18 protein-coding genes are annotated in these 18027 nt (G+C 69.3%); 9 read left to right on the forward strand and 9 right to left on the reverse strand.

Going from position 1 to position 18027, the window contains the following annotated elements; all coding sequences use genetic code 11:
• Window positions 1-98 precede the first annotated feature (98 nt).
• The 5 genes from OG884_RS11040 to OG884_RS11060 form a co-directional block, all read right to left on the reverse strand.
• Complete coding sequence (locus OG884_RS11040) at window positions 99-2582, reverse strand: TcpE family conjugal transfer membrane protein (protein ID WP_326644717.1); 2484 nt, start codon at window positions 2580-2582, stop codon at window positions 99-101.
• Window positions 2583-2629: 47 nt separating this feature from the next.
• On the reverse strand, window positions 2630-2905 hold the full coding sequence (locus OG884_RS11045; protein WP_037970213.1) for a hypothetical protein: 276 nt from the start codon (window positions 2903-2905) through the stop codon (window positions 2630-2632).
• Window positions 2906-3056: 151 nt separating this feature from the next.
• Window positions 3057-4088: a conjugal transfer protein gene (locus tag OG884_RS11050; protein ID WP_326644719.1), complete on the reverse strand. Its 1032-nt coding sequence runs from the start codon at window positions 4086-4088 to the stop codon at window positions 3057-3059.
• 1407 nt (window positions 4089-5495) lie between these two features.
• Window positions 5496-6086 (reverse strand): hypothetical protein, encoded by a 591-nt coding sequence (locus OG884_RS11055; protein WP_326644720.1) that lies wholly within the window; start codon window positions 6084-6086, stop codon window positions 5496-5498.
• A 144-nt stretch (window positions 6087-6230) separates the two neighbouring features.
• A complete protein-coding gene (locus OG884_RS11060; protein WP_326644723.1) occupies window positions 6231-6482 on the reverse strand; it encodes a winged helix-turn-helix domain-containing protein in 252 nt (83 codons plus the stop codon).
• A gap of 76 nt (window positions 6483-6558) precedes the next feature.
• Between OG884_RS11060 and OG884_RS11065 the strand changes: the two genes are divergently transcribed.
• From OG884_RS11065 to OG884_RS11080, 4 genes are all read left to right on the forward strand, one after another.
• Window positions 6559-6828: a hypothetical protein gene (locus OG884_RS11065; protein WP_326644725.1), complete on the forward strand. Its 270-nt coding sequence runs from the start codon at window positions 6559-6561 to the stop codon at window positions 6826-6828.
• 42 nt (window positions 6829-6870) lie between these two features.
• Window positions 6871-7323 carry a hypothetical protein gene (locus OG884_RS11070; protein WP_326644727.1) on the forward strand — a complete coding sequence of 151 codons (453 nt, stop codon included), beginning with the start codon at window positions 6871-6873 and terminating at the stop codon, window positions 7321-7323.
• A gap of 201 nt (window positions 7324-7524) precedes the next feature.
• Window positions 7525-7845, forward strand: a complete 321-nt coding sequence (locus OG884_RS11075; protein ID WP_326644729.1) for a hypothetical protein — start codon at window positions 7525-7527, stop codon at window positions 7843-7845.
• Window positions 7846-9116: 1271 nt separating this feature from the next.
• A complete protein-coding gene (locus OG884_RS11080; RefSeq protein ID WP_326644731.1) occupies window positions 9117-9524 on the forward strand; it encodes a tyrosine-type recombinase/integrase in 408 nt (135 codons plus the stop codon).
• A gap of 40 nt (window positions 9525-9564) precedes the next feature.
• Here the strand turns inward: OG884_RS11080 and ychF are convergent, their stop codons facing one another.
• Window positions 9565-10653: a redox-regulated ATPase YchF gene (gene ychF / locus OG884_RS11085; RefSeq protein WP_326644732.1), complete on the reverse strand. Its 1089-nt coding sequence runs from the start codon at window positions 10651-10653 to the stop codon at window positions 9565-9567.
• 264 nt (window positions 10654-10917) lie between these two features.
• Between ychF and OG884_RS11090 the strand changes: the two genes are divergently transcribed.
• Together OG884_RS11090 and OG884_RS11095 are read left to right on the forward strand one after the other, a co-directional pair.
• Window positions 10918-12222 (forward strand): DNA recombination protein RmuC, encoded by a 1305-nt coding sequence (locus tag OG884_RS11090; RefSeq protein ID WP_326646901.1) that lies wholly within the window; start codon window positions 10918-10920, stop codon window positions 12220-12222.
• A gap of 126 nt (window positions 12223-12348) precedes the next feature.
• Complete coding sequence (locus tag OG884_RS11095) at window positions 12349-12873, forward strand: DUF6542 domain-containing protein (RefSeq protein ID WP_326644733.1); 525 nt, start codon at window positions 12349-12351, stop codon at window positions 12871-12873.
• Window positions 12874-13061: 188 nt separating this feature from the next.
• Here the strand turns inward: OG884_RS11095 and OG884_RS11100 are convergent, their stop codons facing one another.
• A complete protein-coding gene (locus OG884_RS11100) occupies window positions 13062-14030 on the reverse strand; it encodes a 4-hydroxy-3-methylbut-2-enyl diphosphate reductase (RefSeq protein ID WP_326644734.1) in 969 nt (322 codons plus the stop codon).
• 111 nt (window positions 14031-14141) lie between these two features.
• On the opposite strand from OG884_RS11100, the gene OG884_RS11105 reads away from it, so the two are divergent.
• Together OG884_RS11105 and xseA are read left to right on the forward strand one after the other, a co-directional pair.
• Window positions 14142-15293, forward strand: a complete 1152-nt coding sequence (locus OG884_RS11105) for a hypothetical protein (protein WP_326644735.1) — start codon at window positions 14142-14144, stop codon at window positions 15291-15293.
• A gap of 27 nt (window positions 15294-15320) precedes the next feature.
• A complete protein-coding gene (gene xseA / locus OG884_RS11110) occupies window positions 15321-16529 on the forward strand; it encodes an exodeoxyribonuclease VII large subunit (protein WP_326644736.1) in 1209 nt (402 codons plus the stop codon).
• Here the strand turns inward: xseA and OG884_RS11115 are convergent.
• Window positions 16507-16977: a GNAT family N-acetyltransferase gene (locus OG884_RS11115; protein WP_326644738.1), complete on the reverse strand. Its 471-nt coding sequence runs from the start codon at window positions 16975-16977 to the stop codon at window positions 16507-16509. The two genes, xseA and OG884_RS11115, sit on opposite strands and share 23 nt — an antisense overlap.
• Window positions 16978-17126: 149 nt before the next feature.
• Between OG884_RS11115 and OG884_RS11120 the strand changes: the two genes are divergently transcribed.
• A complete protein-coding gene (locus OG884_RS11120) occupies window positions 17127-17357 on the forward strand; it encodes an exodeoxyribonuclease VII small subunit (RefSeq protein ID WP_326644740.1) in 231 nt (76 codons plus the stop codon).
• A 128-nt stretch (window positions 17358-17485) separates the two neighbouring features.
• Here the strand turns inward: OG884_RS11120 and OG884_RS11125 are convergent, their stop codons facing one another.
• On the reverse strand, window positions 17486-18019 hold the full coding sequence (locus OG884_RS11125) for a DUF4245 domain-containing protein (RefSeq protein WP_326644742.1): 534 nt from the start codon (window positions 18017-18019) through the stop codon (window positions 17486-17488).
• Between the last annotated feature and the right edge of the window lie 8 nt (window positions 18020-18027).

Consider the following 18027-nt stretch of genomic DNA (forward strand, 5'->3'; position numbering starts at 1 on the left):
CCCCACCGGTCGTACGGCCCTGCCCGCGCGGCCTCCGGCCCACCCACTCACCCGCACCTCGTCACGCCCGTTCACCACGTCTTCTCGCGCCCGGGGGATCACTGAGCTAGTTCCTCCTCGCTGGGTCGACTCGCCTGCACCGTTCCGAAGCCCGCCACGACGACGCCCGCCAGGGCGAGGTACGCCCGGCGGCCCGGCGCCCTCAGGTGGGACGGTTCCACCCGATCGGCCCTGCCGGGGGCCAGTGCGTCCTCCCAGGGGACCCTGACGATCGCCCGGCACCTGCCCCGCGCGACCGCCTCCGCCTGCTCCACGTCCTCCATGCTGCGGCGGCTCACCCCGTTGACGACCATGACCGCCCGGCGACGGAGGTCGGCGCAGCCGTGCCCGTCGAGCCACTCGTAGGTCATGGCCACCGCGTCAGGCCCGTCCTCGCTGGCCGGGACGACGAGGACAAGCTGATCCGCGTAGGGGAGGACCCGTGCGGCCAGGGCCGCCGCCGGGTCCATGACAATCATCTTGTAGTACCGGTCGAGCGTGTCCATCGTCTGGCCGAGCCGCCGATCGGAGAAGAGCGTGCGGTCGGACAGGCGCTGCTCGGCACCGGCGTCGCTGTCTCCGGCGAGAACCTCAAGCCCCGAGGCGCAGCGACTGGTGTAGGCGCGCATGCCCAGATATCCCTGGACGTTGTCGAGGCCGGCGAGCAGGGAGCTCAGGGTCTCGGGCGACTCGCCCTGGATCCGGCTGGACAGGGCGTGGGAGCCGGCGCCGGCGTCGACCGCGAGAATCCGGTCCTCCCGGTAGCGGGCGAGGGTGTGGCCGAGCATGAGCGCGGTCGTGGTCTGCCCGGCGCCGCCCGTGCATCCCAGCACCACCACCCGGCGGCTGCCGCTGAACACCGCCCTGGCCCGGGCCTCGTCGACCTCCGAGCCGTCCGTACGGCCACCGCCTCCCGGCCCGATCACCACCTGGGCCAGTCGCCGCCAGCCGCCCGAGGAGTCCCGGCCGACCACCGACTCCACCCGGCGTACCCTGGCCGCCTCGCCACCCGAGGAGGTGGGCACCGGCACCACGGGGGCCACCGGATCGGCCTTCGCCGACCCGGAAGGGACCGCGCGGATCGACATGTTGGCCGCCCTGCCGGCGCCTGCCTGGACATCGGCCTCCTCCGGGACGCCTGGGCCCGCCTGCTCCCCGGTGACCCGCTCAGGCGGCCACGCCTTCGAGGTGTCGGCCGACCGCCCGATCGGCGCGGGCTGCCCCCTGCGGTGCCGGCGACGCGCGCTCTCCTCGTCCGGTGAGAGTCCGGCCGCCTCCGCGTCATGGCGCCCGGCCGACGCCGGCCCGACGAACCTGGGCACGAAGGACGGAACGGCCGGGGCAGAGGGCTTCTCCACGGGGTCGGACACGAAGGACGGCCTCTCGGCGGGCCCCTCGGCGGACATCGCCCGGCCCGTGGCGGGTGTCTCCGCCCGGACCGACTCCGGAGCCGAGGGCGAGGGCGTCGGCACGGCCGGGGCCTCGGGGCGCCCCCGAACGGGAGAGCGCGAAGCCGGCACGGAGATCTCCGGAGACGCCTCGGGCTCGGAAGGCGCGTCGGGCTCGGACGCCGCCGCAGGCTCAGAAGGCACCGCAGGCTCAGAAGGCACGGGGGGCGCGGGCGGGGCGGCGCGCTGGGCCCCGGCGGAGGCGGCGAGCCTGCGCAGGCGCCGTAGCGCCTCGGTGCTGATCGGAGCGGCCGGAGCGTCGGGCGCGTCGGGCGCATCGGGCGCCGCCGGAGCCTCCTCCCCCCGGGAAACAGGCCCGGTCGCGGCGGGAGCACGGTCCGTCTGAGCCTCGGACCGGCCCAAAGAGCCGCCGGTGAGCGGACCCCGGACCGGCGTGTCCGGCATGGAGGCGGCAAGCTCGGCGGGACCGGACTCCTGGGGCGCGACAGGCAGGGACGCGCGGGGCACCGCGGAAATGACGGGGACGACGGGGACGCCCGCCGGGGACGGCTCGGCCGCCGCGGTCTGGGTGAGAGCCGGGGCGGTGCCCTGACGGAGTGCGCGGGCCTCACCCCAGGCGACGCGCTCGCGGGCGACCGGGGCCGCGGCTGCCGCAGCAGCCGCGGCGGCCACGGCTGGACGTACCTCGCGCGAGCGTGCGGCGGCACGCTTGGACTGGGCGTGGCGGGCCTTGCGCGACGCCCTGACCCGGACCGACGCGGGCCGCGGCGCGGCCCGCCAGATCCGGCCGTTCAACGTGACCTCGGCGGGCTCGGAGATGGGAGCCATCCGGCACCAGGTACGCGGCTCACCCACATAGCGCATCTGCGACTGGAGCAGCTCGGTGAGCCTCTTGCTCTCGATCACCGGCCGGGTGGAGAGCCAGGTGACGACACCGGGCGGCACCAGGTAAAGCACATGCCAGGGGGCCGCGAACGGCAGGCCGAGCAGGTAGAGCAGGAGCGACCACGGGGCCAGCACTCCCACGAATCCACCGATCCAGACGATCGGGAGCGGCGTCGGCAGCCGTAGGTCGTACAGCTTGTAGAGCCGCTTCTCAATCCTCCAGATATTGGTGTACGTGGGCAGATCCACGTGATCCTCCTTTCCGCCTCTCCTTGTTTGACCGTTTGGAGGCGGTCTCAACCCCCCGAGATGCCCAGTGCGCCCGCAATCGCCTTGGCAGTCACCTCGATGATGTTCGGCACGTAGAAGATCACTCCGATGGCGATCGCCAGGATGATGAACTGAACGAATCTGGTGATCTCACGGGTGAAGAGGAAGAAGAGGGCCACCACCGAGACGATGACGAGGAAGAGCGGCGCGAAGAAACTGCGGAGGAAGTCAGCGAGGCCCTCTGTGTTGACGCCTGCCGGAGGGGCTGTGGGCTGAGCGAACTCCATGGCGCTCAGCAGCATGGTCTTGAGAATCACTTCTTGTCCTCCGTACTCACGATCGCGGCCTCCTGGCGGCGACGGGCCCGCGACGCACTCGCGCGCGAACCCGAACCGGCGGCTCGTCGATCAGGGGGGGTCTGCTCACCGTGGACCGGCACCATTCGATCATGTGTTACCTCGCCACAGATCGATATGCACCGCGAATATCCTTGACGAACCACTTGTCGCCTTGCTTGACCACGGTGAGCAGGTAGGCCTGCTCGAGCTTGCCTTCCATCTGGCCGGGATCGGCGGGTTCCGGTTCGGTGGACTGCCTCGCCTTCGACGGCACGCCCCACAGGACCGTCGCGGTCACCTCGCGGGTGGCCCCCCCGGGAAGGGGCACGGCGAGCTCTTTGAGCTGCAGGAAGGTGAACGCGCCGCCGAACCCCTCCAGGGTGATCCCGGCGTCGGCGTAACGCTGCAGCGAGGCGGTGTCGCTCGCCGCGTAGGCCTTGAAGAAGTCCTCCAGCGGGGTGCGCAGCTCCTGCTCCGCGGCGCGGTCACGGTCGGGTGCGGCCTTGGGCGGCAGGCTCGCCGCCTTCGGCGCCGGCAGGATGCCCGGGCGCCCCGCGACGACGAACCTCTTCGTGGACCGGTCGTGGTAGATGGGCACCGACAGGAGCTGGCGGCGGTCGTCCGACTGGTAGAGGACGGTGACGACCGCGTTGTCCGTGTCGACGACCTCGATCCCGTACGGCTGCACCGCGCCGGCGCTCATCCGGCCGAAACCGTCCCAGCCGAACTGCGGCTCCGTGCCTTCGGGCAGGTAGGGGACGAGCCGCGACTTCCTCTCCTCAAGCCGGGCCCCGTCGAAGTTCAGGTAGACCTCGGCGAACTGGGTCGCGAAGGCGGACCCCTGGGCGGCGGGGAATCCGTCCGCGGAGGCGGGCGCCGCGCCCGAGGGGGCGTTCTGCTGGGTGAAGCGCTCAAAGGGTGCGCGGACCCCGTTCACGACGATGACGACTATCAGCGCCCAGAGCACGGCGCGGCCGGTCCACACCAGCCAGCGACCGCCTCCACCGGACCAGCGACCACGCGACGCGCCCCGCCCGCGCGCCGGGGCGCGTCCGAGATCGGGGTCGTCGGGGAAGTCCGGGTATGCCGACAGCTCAGGGTCGCCAGCGATCCGGGGATCACGCTGGACCGTCGACCTTCGAGCCATCACGCCTCCGCTCGCGTCAATCCTCGGCCGCACGGTGTCGTATTGCCGCTGATCCCGTTGACCATGGTGACGCACTTACTCTAGCCGCCCCGCCGATTCTTCCAGGAAAGCCACGCCTATGCTGCAGGCATCGCGATGACTGAGCAAACCGGGTCTGGAGCCCCGACGAGGCCGCCGATGTCATCGATGACCGGCGAAAAGCACATTGCCCCTGGCCAGCGCATGGTGCGATTACTCAAACGCCACGCATTGCTAACTGGACGGCCCTCTGACTGTCGCGACCTGCGCATTTAACCCGAAATACGTCACCCAGTGTCACACCCCCCGGAATGGCCATGCCTACCTGCCTCCAACCAGACAACTCACCACTCTGAGGACGGCGAGCCGGAAAAGCCGCCAGGTACCGGAACTCTCCCACTCGCGGACAGAACCGGTCACCACAGGTCGTCGTCCCACTACGCGACGGGAGGATGATCCGGCCCGCTCCCGTCATGAATGATCATGACCTTCGCCTTCCTGATACGGGCGGAAATACGGGCAAAAATCCTCGCCGACGTCTTGGACGGCCGTTAGCAGCGTGCTCGGCTCCGGAGCATACGAGGCAGCCAATCGCGGCAAGCCGACCGTGCGAGGTGACCGTGCGAGGTGACATGCATCTCGCACGAACTGGAGAAGGCCTCCACTCGACCGGCGAGCGGAGGCCTTCTGGATGATCGGCTCACACCTTTCTTCCCGTGAACCTGCAGGCCCGCACCACAGGCACCATCCACGCGACCATCTCTGCGGGCCGCCCCCTCTGCCCGGCCCGCATCCCCGCGGTGAAAGCAGCCGGGAAGCGTCTGGACTTCGCCACTGGTGCCGACGTCGGCCTGGCCCAGGTCGCGGTGGAGCCCGTACGTGTGGGCACGCGGCCCGGCTCGCCGATGAGTTGCACCCGTTCGGCGTGGCTCCAAGGCAGCTTGGCGTGGGCGGCCGGAACCGTAACGGGCTACCGCGGGGCGACGTGCTGAGGGCGCTGGAGAGGGCCTAGAGCAGCGTTTAGGACCCGCCACGGGGTCTAGATCTAGGCGAGGAGGGTCTAGTTTCCAGACCCTCCACCTAGCTTTCTAGACCCCTCCTGATCTGCGACCTACTGATGATCAAAGGTCGACGTTACGCAGAACGCGCCTGTCACTGCAGGTCAGAGGCATGATCGCGTGTCACGTCGAGCTTTCAGGTTCAGCAGGCGCTTTAGGCAGCCCTGACGGGTGCCGCCACAACCCCTGAAAACTGCCCTGGGGGGCAGGGGGGCGGGTTACCTGCGAGAGCGCTGGGCGGGGCCGGTTGTCGTCGGGCAGGACGTGAACCGGGGTGCCGCAGGCGTCGGTCACGAAGTCCTTCACCGCCCTCGCTACCTTCCACGGCCCCCTAGTCGTTGTCGTTGTCGTCGTTGTCGTTGTCGTCGTCATCGTTGCCGTCGTCATCGTTGTCGTTGTCGTCGTCGTCGTTGTCGTCGTCGTCGTCGTCGTCGGAGCTGCCGGAGCTGCCGGAGCTGCCGGAGCTGCCGGAGCTGCCGGAGCGGGAGTCGCTGTCGGAGTCACTGTCGGAGTCACTGTCGGACTTGCTGTCGGAGCGGGACTTGCTGTCGGAGTCACTGTCGGACTTGCTGTCGGAGCGGGACTTGCTGTCGGAGTCACTGTCGGACTTGCTGTCGGAGCGGGACTTGCTGTCGGAGTCACTGTCGGACTTGCTGTCGGAGCGGGACTTGCTGTCGGAGTCACTGTCGGACTTGCTGTCGGAGCGGGACTTGCTGTCGGAGTCACTGTCGGACTTGCTGTCGGAGTTGGCGTCGCGAGGCTCGTGATCATCGGGGGGCGAGTCGCTGGAGCCCGTGATCCTGTTAACCAGATCGCCAACGAGGTCAGTTGGGAGCGCCGCGTGGGCCGGGCCGGCAGCTACGGGCGCGGCCAGGACGGCGCCGAGGGCAATCAGTGCAGCGGCGATCGTGTTGCGGTTCATCCGCGGTTCTCTCCTTTGAGCAGGGGTGCCCCGCCTGCTGCGGACCACCCCATCCGTTACTATGCGCACTAGCTTGACTACTCAGAGTGAGTAAATTCAAACTTGGGCAGTATCCGGACGTGTCGCCTGATCTGGGGTGCCCGCTTACTTCCCCGGCCAGTTCTCCTTGGTCGCGACGCACGTTCCTCGCTGGGGCAGCGTGATCACGTAACCCTCTTCGCGGAGCAGGGCAACAGCCGCTCGAGCGGTGTCCTGGGCGATGTTGTGGTCCGCGACCATGCTCGACTCGCTCGGGATGGGATCGCGCGGCTTCAACTCACCGGCCTTGATCCGGTCACGGACGACCCGCACCACCTGCTGGTAGATGGGCGACGGGTCGAAACGGTCAATTTCCATGAGTAAGACGCTAGAGACGTATCCCACCTTGCCCATATGGGCGACGTTGCAGACAAGGGCAACGTGTTGTCACACCATGACTACGCTCTCCGAGTCATCCGCGCTCGCCGCGGTCATCGGCCACGCCTTCCCCAGGTGGGCGGTATGGACGTTGAACGGGTGGTGGTACGCGGCCGGTCCTCACCCGAACGGGACAGGCTCGCGCACGCGTAGATGCGTCGCGAAAGTTGTGACGCGCGGCGCTATTCAGCAGGCTTACGGCATCCACGCCTTCGGCCTGCGCTTCCAAGACCGGCGCATCGCCGACCTCGAAGCCCAACTCGCGCCACCGCAGACGCCTGGATAGCTCGTCCCAAGAGGCCTCATGATCGGCAGATAGATTGCCGGGATGTTCGAGAGAGTCAGCGCCGAGGCCTCGGCCCGCCTGAACCGGCTGGCGGCCCAAGTTCGGAACGCACTGGTCACCGCTGGACTACCCGTCCTCGCACCCGAACTCGCTCCGCAGCTCGCCGCTGGAGCCGAGGTCGATGTTGACCCCGGAGACGATGCGGCAGGCGGCGTCTTCGTCAGCTGGCAGGTGAGCCCTCGCCTGAGGGACTGCGCGCTGCGCGAGCTCAAATACATGCGCACCCCGCCTGAAGACGACGCGGAGATCGCGGCGGTGCGCCACCAAGGCGCCATCTCCCGTGCCATGATGCACGCGATGATCGACGTTCTGACATCAGCAGGATTCTCCGCTGCCGACGCCCACGAGGAATACCGGCCATTCGCTCTTCGAGTGCTTTCCGGCCCGCCTGACGGCCAGAGACCGGTCTGGGACATGCGCGAGAGCGAACTCTGAGGCGGAGCCGACACGCCCACGCTGCCGAGCTCCATCGGCCCTCATCGCGGACATGCAGTCTATGAATATCCACAGGTCAGAGCAGGGATCCGAGCTCCCCCGGTCGGTAATATCGACGAGGCCGAGCGCCTCAGTACCCGCGCGATCGAGCAGGTCCGCGACTTCTACGACCGCAGCGCCCTCGTCCTGGTCTTCATCGGCATGCCCTGCATCGGAAAGAGACCGGCCCGCTATCCACAGCTCTACAGTCGCGTCGGCTTCGTCCACCACTACCGCACTCTCGCCGCCGGTGAACTGGCCGCCGTCCTTGCCACCGCATTCGCCCACCTGGGCCTGGATGTCCCCGACGTCACCACAACCGATGCCATTGCCGCCATCACCCGCACGACCGCAGGCAACTTCCGGCTCGTCACCCGCCTGCTGAACCAGGGCGAGCGCGTCATGAAGCTCAACGGGCTCGATCGAGTCACCGCTGAAGTCATCGATGCCGCACGGGACGCCCTCGTCGTCGGCACCAACTGACTCTGCCAAATAACGTCACTGAAACCCTGACAGGGACCCCGTCGCGTCCGCTCAGGTGGTGTACGAGTGTTTGAGATCGGTACCTGCGTCGCGCCTGGCTGATCGCCGTTGAAAAGCGCGGCGTCGTCCGTGGGGAAAAACGCAGCGAGGGCGGTGCCCTGGTTCAGGGCCGCTCACCGGTAACGCATCACGCAGGGCCGAAGATCAAAAGCGCGGCGAGGGCGGTGGAGTGGTCGGGGGCCGCTCACCGGTAACGCATCACGCAGGGCCGAAGATCAAAAGCGCGGCGAGGGCGGTGGAGTGGTCGGGGGCCGCTCACCGGTAACGCATCACGCAGGGCCGAAGATCAAAAGCGCGGCGAGGGCGGTGGAGTGGTCGGGGGCCGCTCACCGGTAACGCATCACGCAGGGCCGAAGATCAAAAGCGCGGCGAGGGCGGTGGAGTGGTCGGGGGCCGCTCACCGGTAACGCATCACGCAGGGCCGAAGATCAAAAGCGCGGCGAGGGCGGTGGAGTGGTCGGGGGCCGCTCACCGGTAACGCATCACGCAGGGCCGAAGATCAAAAGCGCGGCGAGGGCGGTGGAGTGGTCGGGGGCCGCTCACCGGTAACGCATCACGCAGGGTGGGGGCGGGCGTTGGTCGGGTGTGGGTGACCGGGGGCGGGCCGGTGGAGCTCCGGGAGGGGGCAAAGCGGGTCATGGCGGGCGTGGAGGCGGGGCCGTGGTGGTGACGATCGGGGATTTTCCATGATCTGGGTGAGTTGGCACGCTGGGGGCGTGCGGATTCACCCAGATCATGGAAAGCACAACTCCGGCCCCTCGGGTGGGCCGCTTTTCGTGGTGGAAGGCCCGATTCGTCCCCGCACCCGGCCGGGGGCGACCCGTGACCGGACACCCCGCGGACCTTCGTACCCCGCACGGCGAGAGCCCCGCACGAGGCGGCGGCGAGCAGCGGCGAGGAGCGGCCCCGAATCCTGCCGCACCGCGGCGGACCCGTACCGATGAGCGGTCTTGGGCCACTCCACTGCCCTCGCTGCGCTTTTGATCTTCGACCCCGCACGACGCGACACCGACGAGCGGCCCTGAACCACTCCACCACCCTCGCCGCGCTTTCACCACGGACAACGCCGCGCTTTCACCACGGACAACGCCGCGCTTTTCCACCGTGATCGGCTTACCGGATTCGGATACTCGTACACCACATCCGTGGACGCGACCTCGCAGATAGGCAGGCGCTACTACCTACCAGTGCCATTCAAATAGGATATTGTGATGCATATCCACCTTTATAGACACAAATCGAACATCGGGTCATGTGGTCAGGATGCGGACTGGACACACCCCATCTACAAGCCGGAGGAGTTCGTCTTCAGTGCACCGGAAGGCGGCCCGATCGTCTACACACACTTCATGGATAACGCGTGGCACAAGGCGGTGAGAACAGCGGGCCTTCCTGCGGGCACCGGGCCTCACGCGTTGCGGCACGCCTACGCCTCGATGCTGATCGCGGGCGGCGAGTCGGTGAAGGTCGTCTCCGAGCGCCTGGGGCACACGAACGCGACGATGACCTTGAACGTCTACAGCCACCTGTTCCCCGATTCGGAGGACCGGACGAGGAAGGCCATCGACACCGCATTTCAAGATCATGCGGACTCTGTGCGGACCGAGGTGGCTCAGTGAATCACCTCGGCCCAGGTCAGAGCGTGGTTTCCATGATCGCCTACACGTTGAAGCGGAACTCCACCACGTCGCCGTCGCGCATGACGTAGTCCTTGCCCTCGATGCGGGCCTTGCCGGCCTGGCGGGCGGCGGCGATGGAGCCGGTCTCCAGCAGCTCGTCGAAGGAGACGATCTCGGCCTTGATGAAGCCGCGCTGGAAGTCGGTGTGGATGACCCCGGCCGCCTCGGGGGCGGTGGCACCCTTGCGGATCGTCCAGGCCCTGGTCTCCTTGGGGCCGGCGGTCAGGTAGGTCTGCAGGCCCAGGGTCTCGAAACCCACCCTGGCCAGCTGGGTCAGGCCCGACTCCTCCTGGCCGACGGACTGCAGGAGCTCCAGCGCCTCGGCGTCGTCGAGCTCGACCAGCTCAGACTCGATCTTCGCGTCGAGGAAGACGGCCTCGGCCGGTGCGACGAGCGCCGAGAGCTGTGCCCGGAGCTTCTCGTCCACCAGTTCGTCGGCGTCGAGGTTGAAGACGTACAGGAAGGGCTTTGCGGTCAGCAGGTGCAGCTCGCGCAGGTCCTTCGGGTCGATCCCGGCGCCGGAGGCCCCGGCGTACAGGGTGGTGCCGCCGTCGAGGAGCTTGAACGCCGCCTCCGCCGCGTCGAGCACGGACTTGCGGTCCTTGTTGGTCCGAGACTCCTTCTGGAGGCGGGGAATCGCCTTCTCCAGGGTCTGCAGGTCGGCGAGGATCAGCTCGGTGTTGATCGTCTCGATGTCGCGCCCGGGGGCGACGCCGCCGTCCACGTGGGTCACGTCGGGGTCGTTGAAGACCCGGATGACCTGGCAGATCGCATCGGTGTCACGGATGTTGGCGAGGAACTGGTTGCCCCGCCCCTGCCCCTCCGAGGCACCGCGGACCAGCCCGGCGATGTCGACGAACTCGACCTTCGCCGGCAGGATCTTCGCGGACCCGAAGATCTCGGCCAGCTTCTCAAGACGCGGGTCGGGAACGCCGACGATGCCCACATTGGGCTCGATGGTGGCGAACGGGTAGTTCGCCGCCAGGGCGTTGGCGGTCTTCGTCAGCGCGTTGAAAAGCGTTGACTTGCCGACGTTGGGCAATCCGACGATGCCGATGCTCAGGCTCACGTGAGCCGAGTTTACGCGGAATCACCCACTGCTACCCGCCGCGGGCAGGTCACAGGGTGGTGGACATCCCCGTGCCCCTCGCCGACGGCGGGTTGAACTCACCCGCGCCTCGGAGCCGTCAAGGCGACTCTCCCGGATTCGGGCCGGTTCGGACACGATTCCGCATGTCCCTCGCCCGACCCCCGGCCGGGCCCAGGGCGCCTTCCGAAGGCGTGTCGGCGCGCCAGGAGTGGCCGGGCCTGGAATCATGCCGGGGTGGACGTCATGGCGCTCTCCTTCCAGCTCGCGGTGGGTCTCGCCGCGGGGCTCGCGATCGGCTTCCTGCTGGGCCGGGCGCGTGCCTCCTCGGGAGCCGCCGACGTCATCGCGCGCCTGGCCGACGCCGAGGCCCGCGCGAAGGTCGCCGAGGAGAAGGTCGTCTACATCGAGGAGCAGCTCTCCGAGCGGTTCCAGGCCCTGTCGAGCCGGGCGCTCGACGTCAACAACCTGCGCTTCCTGGAACTGGCCGAGACGAGGCTGGCCGCCAACCGGGCCGAGGCGGCCGGAGAGCTGGAGCAGCGCAAGCAGGCGGTCGAGCACCTGATCGAGCCGTTGAAGGACACCCTGGCCCGCGTCGAGACGCAGCTGCGCGACACGCAGACGGGCCAGCGGGCCGTCTACGCGGAGCTGGCCAAGCACATCGACGTCGTCCGCGAGAGCAACGAGCAGCTCCGCGCCCAGACGAGCTCGCTGGTACGGGCCCTGCAGCGCCCCGAGGCCCGGGGCCGGTGGGGGGAGCTCCAGCTCCGCAGGGTCGCCGAGATCGCCGGGATGCAGCGGTTCTGCGACTTCGACGAGCAGGTGAGCGTCACCACGCCGGACGGCGTGCTCCGGCCCGACATGGTCGTGCGGCTGGCCGGCGGCAAGAACATCGTGGTCGATTCCAAGGTCTCCCTCGCCGCCTACCTGGAGGCCGCCGAGTCAGCCGACCCCGACCACCAGTCGGCCCGGCTCGACTCCCACGCCCGTCACGTACGCGAGCACGTGGACCGGCTTGCTGCCAAGACCTACTGGCAGGCGTTCAGCCCGGCGCCGGAGTTCATGGTGCTGTTCATCCCCGGCGAGGCCTTCCTCGCCCCGGCGCTGGAGCGCGACCCCGCCCTGCTGGAGTACGCCATGCGGCGGCGGGTCCACATCGCCACCCCCACCACGCTGATCACCATGCTTCGCACCGCGCAGTACGCCTGGCAGCAGGCGGCGCTCAGCGAGAACGCGCGGGCGATCTTCGAGGTCGGCAAGGAGCTGTACGAGCGGCTGAGCAGCATGGGGCGTAACGTCGACGCTCTGGGCCGCTCGCTGAACCGGGCCGTGGAGTCGTACAACAGGACTGTCGGCTCGCTGGAGACCCGGGTGCTGGTGAGCGCACGCAAACTCAACGATCTGGGACTGGTCGAGACCGATCTGGACAGGCCGCAGGTGGTCGAGGACCTGCCCCGCGCGCTGACCTCGCCGGAACTACTCGCGGAAGAGGAGCCAAGCTCGCCTCTCGTATCCCGTATGAACGGTAGGTTGGCCAACGACCTGCCCTGAAAACTTCCCCCGAGGCGCCGACGGCCGGACACTGGAGGCGGCGGGGTTGACGACGCGGGGGCCGAGGTCAAGGGGGCGAGTGGTGGACGAGCGAGGCGGCGTAGAGCCGGCCGGCGGGGTGATCATATGAGTGAGCTTGGCCGGGCCGCCGGCGGCATCCGACTGACCGTCCGGGGCGCGCTGGCCCTCGTGCTGGCGTCCACGCTGGTGGGCAGCGTGCTGCAGGCGCTGCTGGAGGTGGCGGCGCTGACCGGGGCGGCGTTCGTGGCCGGTTGCGTGGCCACGGCGTTGTTGGTGAACCGCAGGGACCTGCTGTCGCTGGTGGTCTCCCCGCCCCTGGTCTTCTTCGTGACCACCGTGTTCATCGAGGCGGTCCGCTCCCTGTTCGCGTCCACCCCCATCCAGGCCTTCGGCCTGGGCATGTACACCGCGCTCTCGCAGGGCGCCCCGTGGCTGTTCGGCGGCTCGCTCCTGGTGCTGGTCATCGCCTGGCGCCGCGGCCTGACCCGCTGCGTCCGTGAGCTGCGCGACGAGCTCAGGGTCGGCAGGGCCTCCGTTCCCGCCCCGAGGAGCGGCGACACCGCCTTCGCCCCCGAGCCCGAGGGGTACTTCGAGCCCAAGGTGTACGGCACACCGCGCGAGGGCGCGTAACCGCCGGTCAGTAGATCTCACAGACGGCCGGGTCCCTACAGGGCCGGACATCCGCAGCGGGTCGTACGGCGACATCGTGCCCATCCGAACCCTTCAGGCGGCAGGGCACCGAAGCAGGGCACCCCAAACAGCAAGGGCACCCCGACAGCGGGGCGCCCTTGAGGAGGCGACTGATCGGACCGGCGCGGTCAGATCGTGGCGCGCAGATCCTTGCGCAGCTCGTGCGGGAGCGCGAAGCGCACGCTCTCCTGGACGGACTCGACCTCTTCGACGTCCTCGAAGCCGTGCCCGGCGAGGCGGGCCAGAACCTCGGCGACGAGCTCCTCCGGCACCGAGGCGCCGCTCGTCACACCGACCGTGGTGACGCCGTCGAGCCAGGCGTCCTCGATGAGCGAGGCGTCGTCGACGAGATAGGAGGCGTCGGCCCCGTGGTCGAGGGCGACCTCGACCAGCCTCTTGGAGTTGGAGGAGTTCTCCGAGCCGACGACGATGACCAGCTGTGCCTGTGCGGCGATCTCCTTGACGGCGACCTGGCGGTTCTGGGTGGCGTAGCAGATGTCGTCACTCGGGGGGTCGATCAGGTTCGGGAAGCGCTCCTTGAGCCGGGAGACCGTCTCGACCGTCTCGTCCACCGACAGCGTGGTCTGCGACAGCCAGACCAGTCGCTCGGGGTCCTTGACCCGCACGGTGCCGACCGACTCCAGACCGTCGACGAGCTGAATGTGGTCGGGTGCCTCGCCCGCGGTGCCCTCGACCTCCTCATGGCCCTCGTGGCCGATGAGGAGGATGTCGTAGTCCTGGGAGGCGAAGCGCCGGGCCTCGTTGTGCACCTTGGTCACCAGGGGGCAGGTGGCGTCGATCGTCTTGAGGCTGCGCCGGGCGGCCTCCTGGTGGACCGCCGGGGAGACGCCGTGGGCGGAGAAGACCACGATGGCCCCCTCCGGCACCTGTTCGGTCTCCTCGACGAAGATCGCTCCGCGTGCCTCCAGCGTCTTGACCACGTGGGTGTTGTGGACGATCTGCTTGCGGACGTAGATCGGGGCACCGTACTGCTCCAGCGCCTTCTCCACGGCCTGAACAGCACGATCGACCCCCGCGCAGTAACCGCGGGGCTTCGCCACCAGTACGCGTCGGGTCGCGGGGGTCTTCGAAGTCATGCTCTTATGCTACGTGGAGACGCCCGCGAGACAGCCCAAACGCCCCACAAGCTCATGCGGCACAGTCTTGCCACACTAGCCTTCTCGATACAGACCTCCCAGGGAGACGACATGTCAGTCCCCGACATCATTCGCAATGTCACACAAAAGGCAAAAGACCTGCCGCTGCACATGTTGCAGACCGCGCTGAGCGGGGTAGGCCAGGCCCTGCTCCTCGGCGACCGCGTACGGTCCAAGATCAAGGGTACTTCCGGCCAGGGGGAAGAGCCCGACGGGGCCCGTGAGGCGGCGAACGGCCAGTCGACGGAGACCGGCGAGAAGGCCGCGGACCAGGTGGAGAAGCCCGCCCGCCGCGCGCCCGTCATCTTCGCACCGCGCCCGGAGAAGGCCGCGGACAAGCCGACCGCCGCCGAGAGCAACGGCGCCAGGACCACCCACGAGCCGGTCATCTTCAGCCCCGCCAAGCCCAAGGCGGCGGAGCCCTTCGCCGCCGAGGCCAAGGCGGCGGAGCCCTCTGCCGCCGCCGAGGCAGCGGCCGTCGAGACCCCGGCCGCCACCCCGGAGCCCGAGTCCGCCGAGGCCAAGCCCACCGAGGCCCCCATCGCGGAGGCCACCGTCGAAGCAGAGGCCACCAAGGCCCCGGTCACCGCAGAGGTCCCCGCCGCCGCCGAACCAGAAGCCGCAGAAACCCCCGCCACCGAGCCGGAAGCCGCAGAAACCCCCACCGAAACGAAGATCGCGGAGACCCCGGTCGCCGAGGCCCCCGCCGTGAAGAAGCCCAGGGCCACCCGGGCCAAGGCCAAGGCCGTCGAGACCGCGGAGCCCGAGGTCACCGCCCCCGAGGCCGCCCCCAAGGCCAAGGCGACCAGGGCACGCAAGACCACCAAGGCCGCCGCCCCGGCGACCGCCGTGGCGGAGGGCACGGAGAGCGATGCCCCCGTCGAGACGCCCGCGGCGGTGAAGGCCGAGGTCGAGCGGGTCGAGACCGCGAAGCCCGAGAGCACCGACGCCGCGGCGGTCAAGGTGACGGAGACCGGGGACGCGGCACCCGAGACGGCCGAGCCCTCCTCGGGGACGACCACGCCGGCCGAGCCGCTGCCCGGCTACGCGGGACTGAGCATCGCGTCGCTGCGGGCGCGGATGCGCGGCAGGACGTCCGAGCAGATCCGGGAGCTGATCGCCTACGAGCGCGCCACCTCCGACCGCGAGGCCGTCGTACGGATGTACGAGAACCGCCTGGCCAAGCTGGAGGCCGCGGAATAGTCGCCTCCGGCGCGTAGGCTCCCGGCCATGAGCTCGAACACCACCCCTGAGCAGCCCCTCCCGGTTCGCACGGTGTTGCAGATGGTCGGCGGCTGGATCGGCAAGCTCGGCACCGTCTGGGTCGAGGGACAGATCACCGAGCTGACCGCCCGCGGCGGCACGGTGTTCCTGACGTTGCGTGACCCGGTGGCCAACGTGTCGGCCCGGATCACCTGCCCGCGTGGTGTCTACGAGGCGACCGTCCCCCGGCCGGTCGACGGCGCGAGGATCGTGGCCCATCTGAAGCCCGATTTCTGGGTCAACAAGGGCTCTTTCGCGTTCACCGCGTTGGAGATGCGGCCGGTCGGGGTCGGCGAGCTGCTGGCCCGGCTGGAGCGGCTGCGCCGGTTGCTCGCCTCCGAGGGGCTCTTCGGCGTCGACAGGAAGCGGCGGCTGCCGTTCCTGCCGGGTACGGTCGGCCTGATCTGCGGCCGAGACTCGGCCGCGGAGCGCGACGTGCTGGAGAACTCGCGGCGCCGCTGGCCGGCGGTGCGGTTCAAGGTCGAGTCGGTGGCCGTGCAGGGGCCGTACGCGGTCGGCGAGGTCACCGAGGCGCTGCGCAAGTTCGACGCCGACACCGAGGTCGACGTCATCGTGGTCGCACGGGGCGGCGGGTCGATGGAGGACCTGCTGCCCTTCTCCGACGAGGCACTCGTCCGGGCGGTCGCGGCGTGTCGCACACCCGTGGTCAGCGCGATCGGCCACGAGCAGGACAATCCGCTGCTCGACCTGGTCGCCGACGTGCGCGCGTCCACGCCCACGGACGCGGCGAAGAAGGTGGTGCCGGATGTCGGTGAGCAGATGACACTGATCCGCCAGCTCCGGGACCGGGGCCGCAGGGTGGTGGGCGGCTGGCTGGACCGCGAGACGGCCTGGCTGGCCGCGGCCCGCTCCCGCCCCTCCCTCTCCGACCCGGTGCGTGAGATCGAGCGCAGGGCCGAGCAGGCCGAGCAGCTCAGGGACCGGGCACGACGTTCCCTCACCGGTTCCCTGGACCGCGCCGGCGATTCGCTGGAGCACCTGCGCGCCCGCCTGATCTCGCTCTCTCCCGCTGCCACGCTGGAGCGCGGCTACGCGATCGTGCAGCGCCCCTCGGGCGATGTCATACGGCTCGCGAGCGAGGTCTCCCCCGGCGACGAGCTGACCGTGCGCTTCTCCGACGACCGGGTGCGGGTCAGGAGTGATCCCGCCACGTGAGCGCGGGATAGCCGTTGTCGACGAATCCCAGCCGCCGGTAGAGCGGCTCGGCGTCCGAGGTGGCGTGCAGGTCGACCCTGCGGACCCCGCTGTCGCGGTACCACTTCAGGAGGGCTCCCATGATGGCCTGGCCGTGCCCCCTGCGCCGGTGGCGCGGGTCGGTGGTCATGCCCTGGATGTAACCGTAGCGACCGTCGGGGAGGCTGGGGCCGGGGAAACGGTCGAAGATGAGGCCGATCCCGCAGGCCGCCAGCCCCCTTTCCGGGGAGTCCACCACGTAGACGGCGGTGTCGGAGCTGCCCAACCGCTCTTCGAGGTTCTCGGCGTAGGCCCTCTGCCACTCCTCCTCGATGGGGAGGCTGCCGTCCTGGGCCATCCGGTCGGCCAGGATCTCACGGAGGCGCACCAGCTCGGGGATGTCCCCGGCGGTCGCGTCACGAACGTTCACCTGGGCATTCTTCCAGCCGTACGTCCCGGCGGAGCGACCGGGGAGGGGCCTTGCCGATCACACCGTCGCGGGTGGGCGCCGCGAGCCGGTGGCGATCCCCGGTACGGCGCGGCGTCATCGGGTGGACGTCACGACTTAAGGTGGGGTGCGTGGCCGATGAGAAGAGACCGTCGTACGAGCAGGCGCGCGAGGAGCTGACCGAGGTGGTCCGCAGCCTTGAGGCGGGCGGGCTCACCCTGGAACAGTCGATCGAGCTCTGGGAGCGCGGCGAGAAGCTGGCCGCGGTCTGCGAGGAGTGGCTTCAGGGTGCCCGGGTGAAGCTCGCGGCGGCCATGGCTCAGCGGCGGCACCCCGACCCTGCCGGGGAAGCGCCTTTCTAAGGCGTGTTCCAAGGTCCGGCGTCTCTGCCATCAGGGACTGAAAGGTCCCTGCGGGGAACAGGCGTCCCGGCCTGGGGAGAACAGGTCAGGGTTCGGCGGGCCCCGGCGGGCGACGAGGCCCCGAAGAGCTAGGAGTCGTTCCTCGGCTGCCGCTTGAGGGAGCCCGCCAGGGTGGACAGCTCGTCCCACGGGGCGGTGCCGGTGACGACGATCGTGACGTCGGGCAGGAAGCGTACGAGGGAACGCTGGTTCTTGTCCTCACGGACGCGCTGCTCCCAGGTCACGCCGTCGATCTGGACGGTCCCGGTGACCGTGGAGGTGTTGGAGAACCGGTTGGCGAACTCGGCCGCGGGCTTCTCGTCGCTCTGGGCGAGCATCGCGTGGAAGCGCTTGGCGGTGGCGAAGCCGAGCTTCCAGGTGGTGGCGCCTTTCTCGCGGGTGCTCCGGGAGCTGTTCGGGACCCACCCGGCGGCGACGGGCTCGGGGGCCCACATCTGGAAGGGCGCCGTACGGCGCAGGTCGGCCAGCGCGATCGAGTAGTCGACCCTGGGGATGTGCTCGGTCCTGCTCTGCGGTGTGACCAGCAGGAACAGGCCGACAGCGGCCAGGCAGACCGCCATCGCGACCACGTAGCCGTAGAAGCCCTGAGTGAACTTTTGCACGACTGTCG

This window comes from Streptosporangium sp. NBC_01755 (assembly GCF_035917995.1).
Lineage (GTDB): Bacteria > Actinomycetota > Actinomycetes > Streptosporangiales > Streptosporangiaceae > Streptosporangium.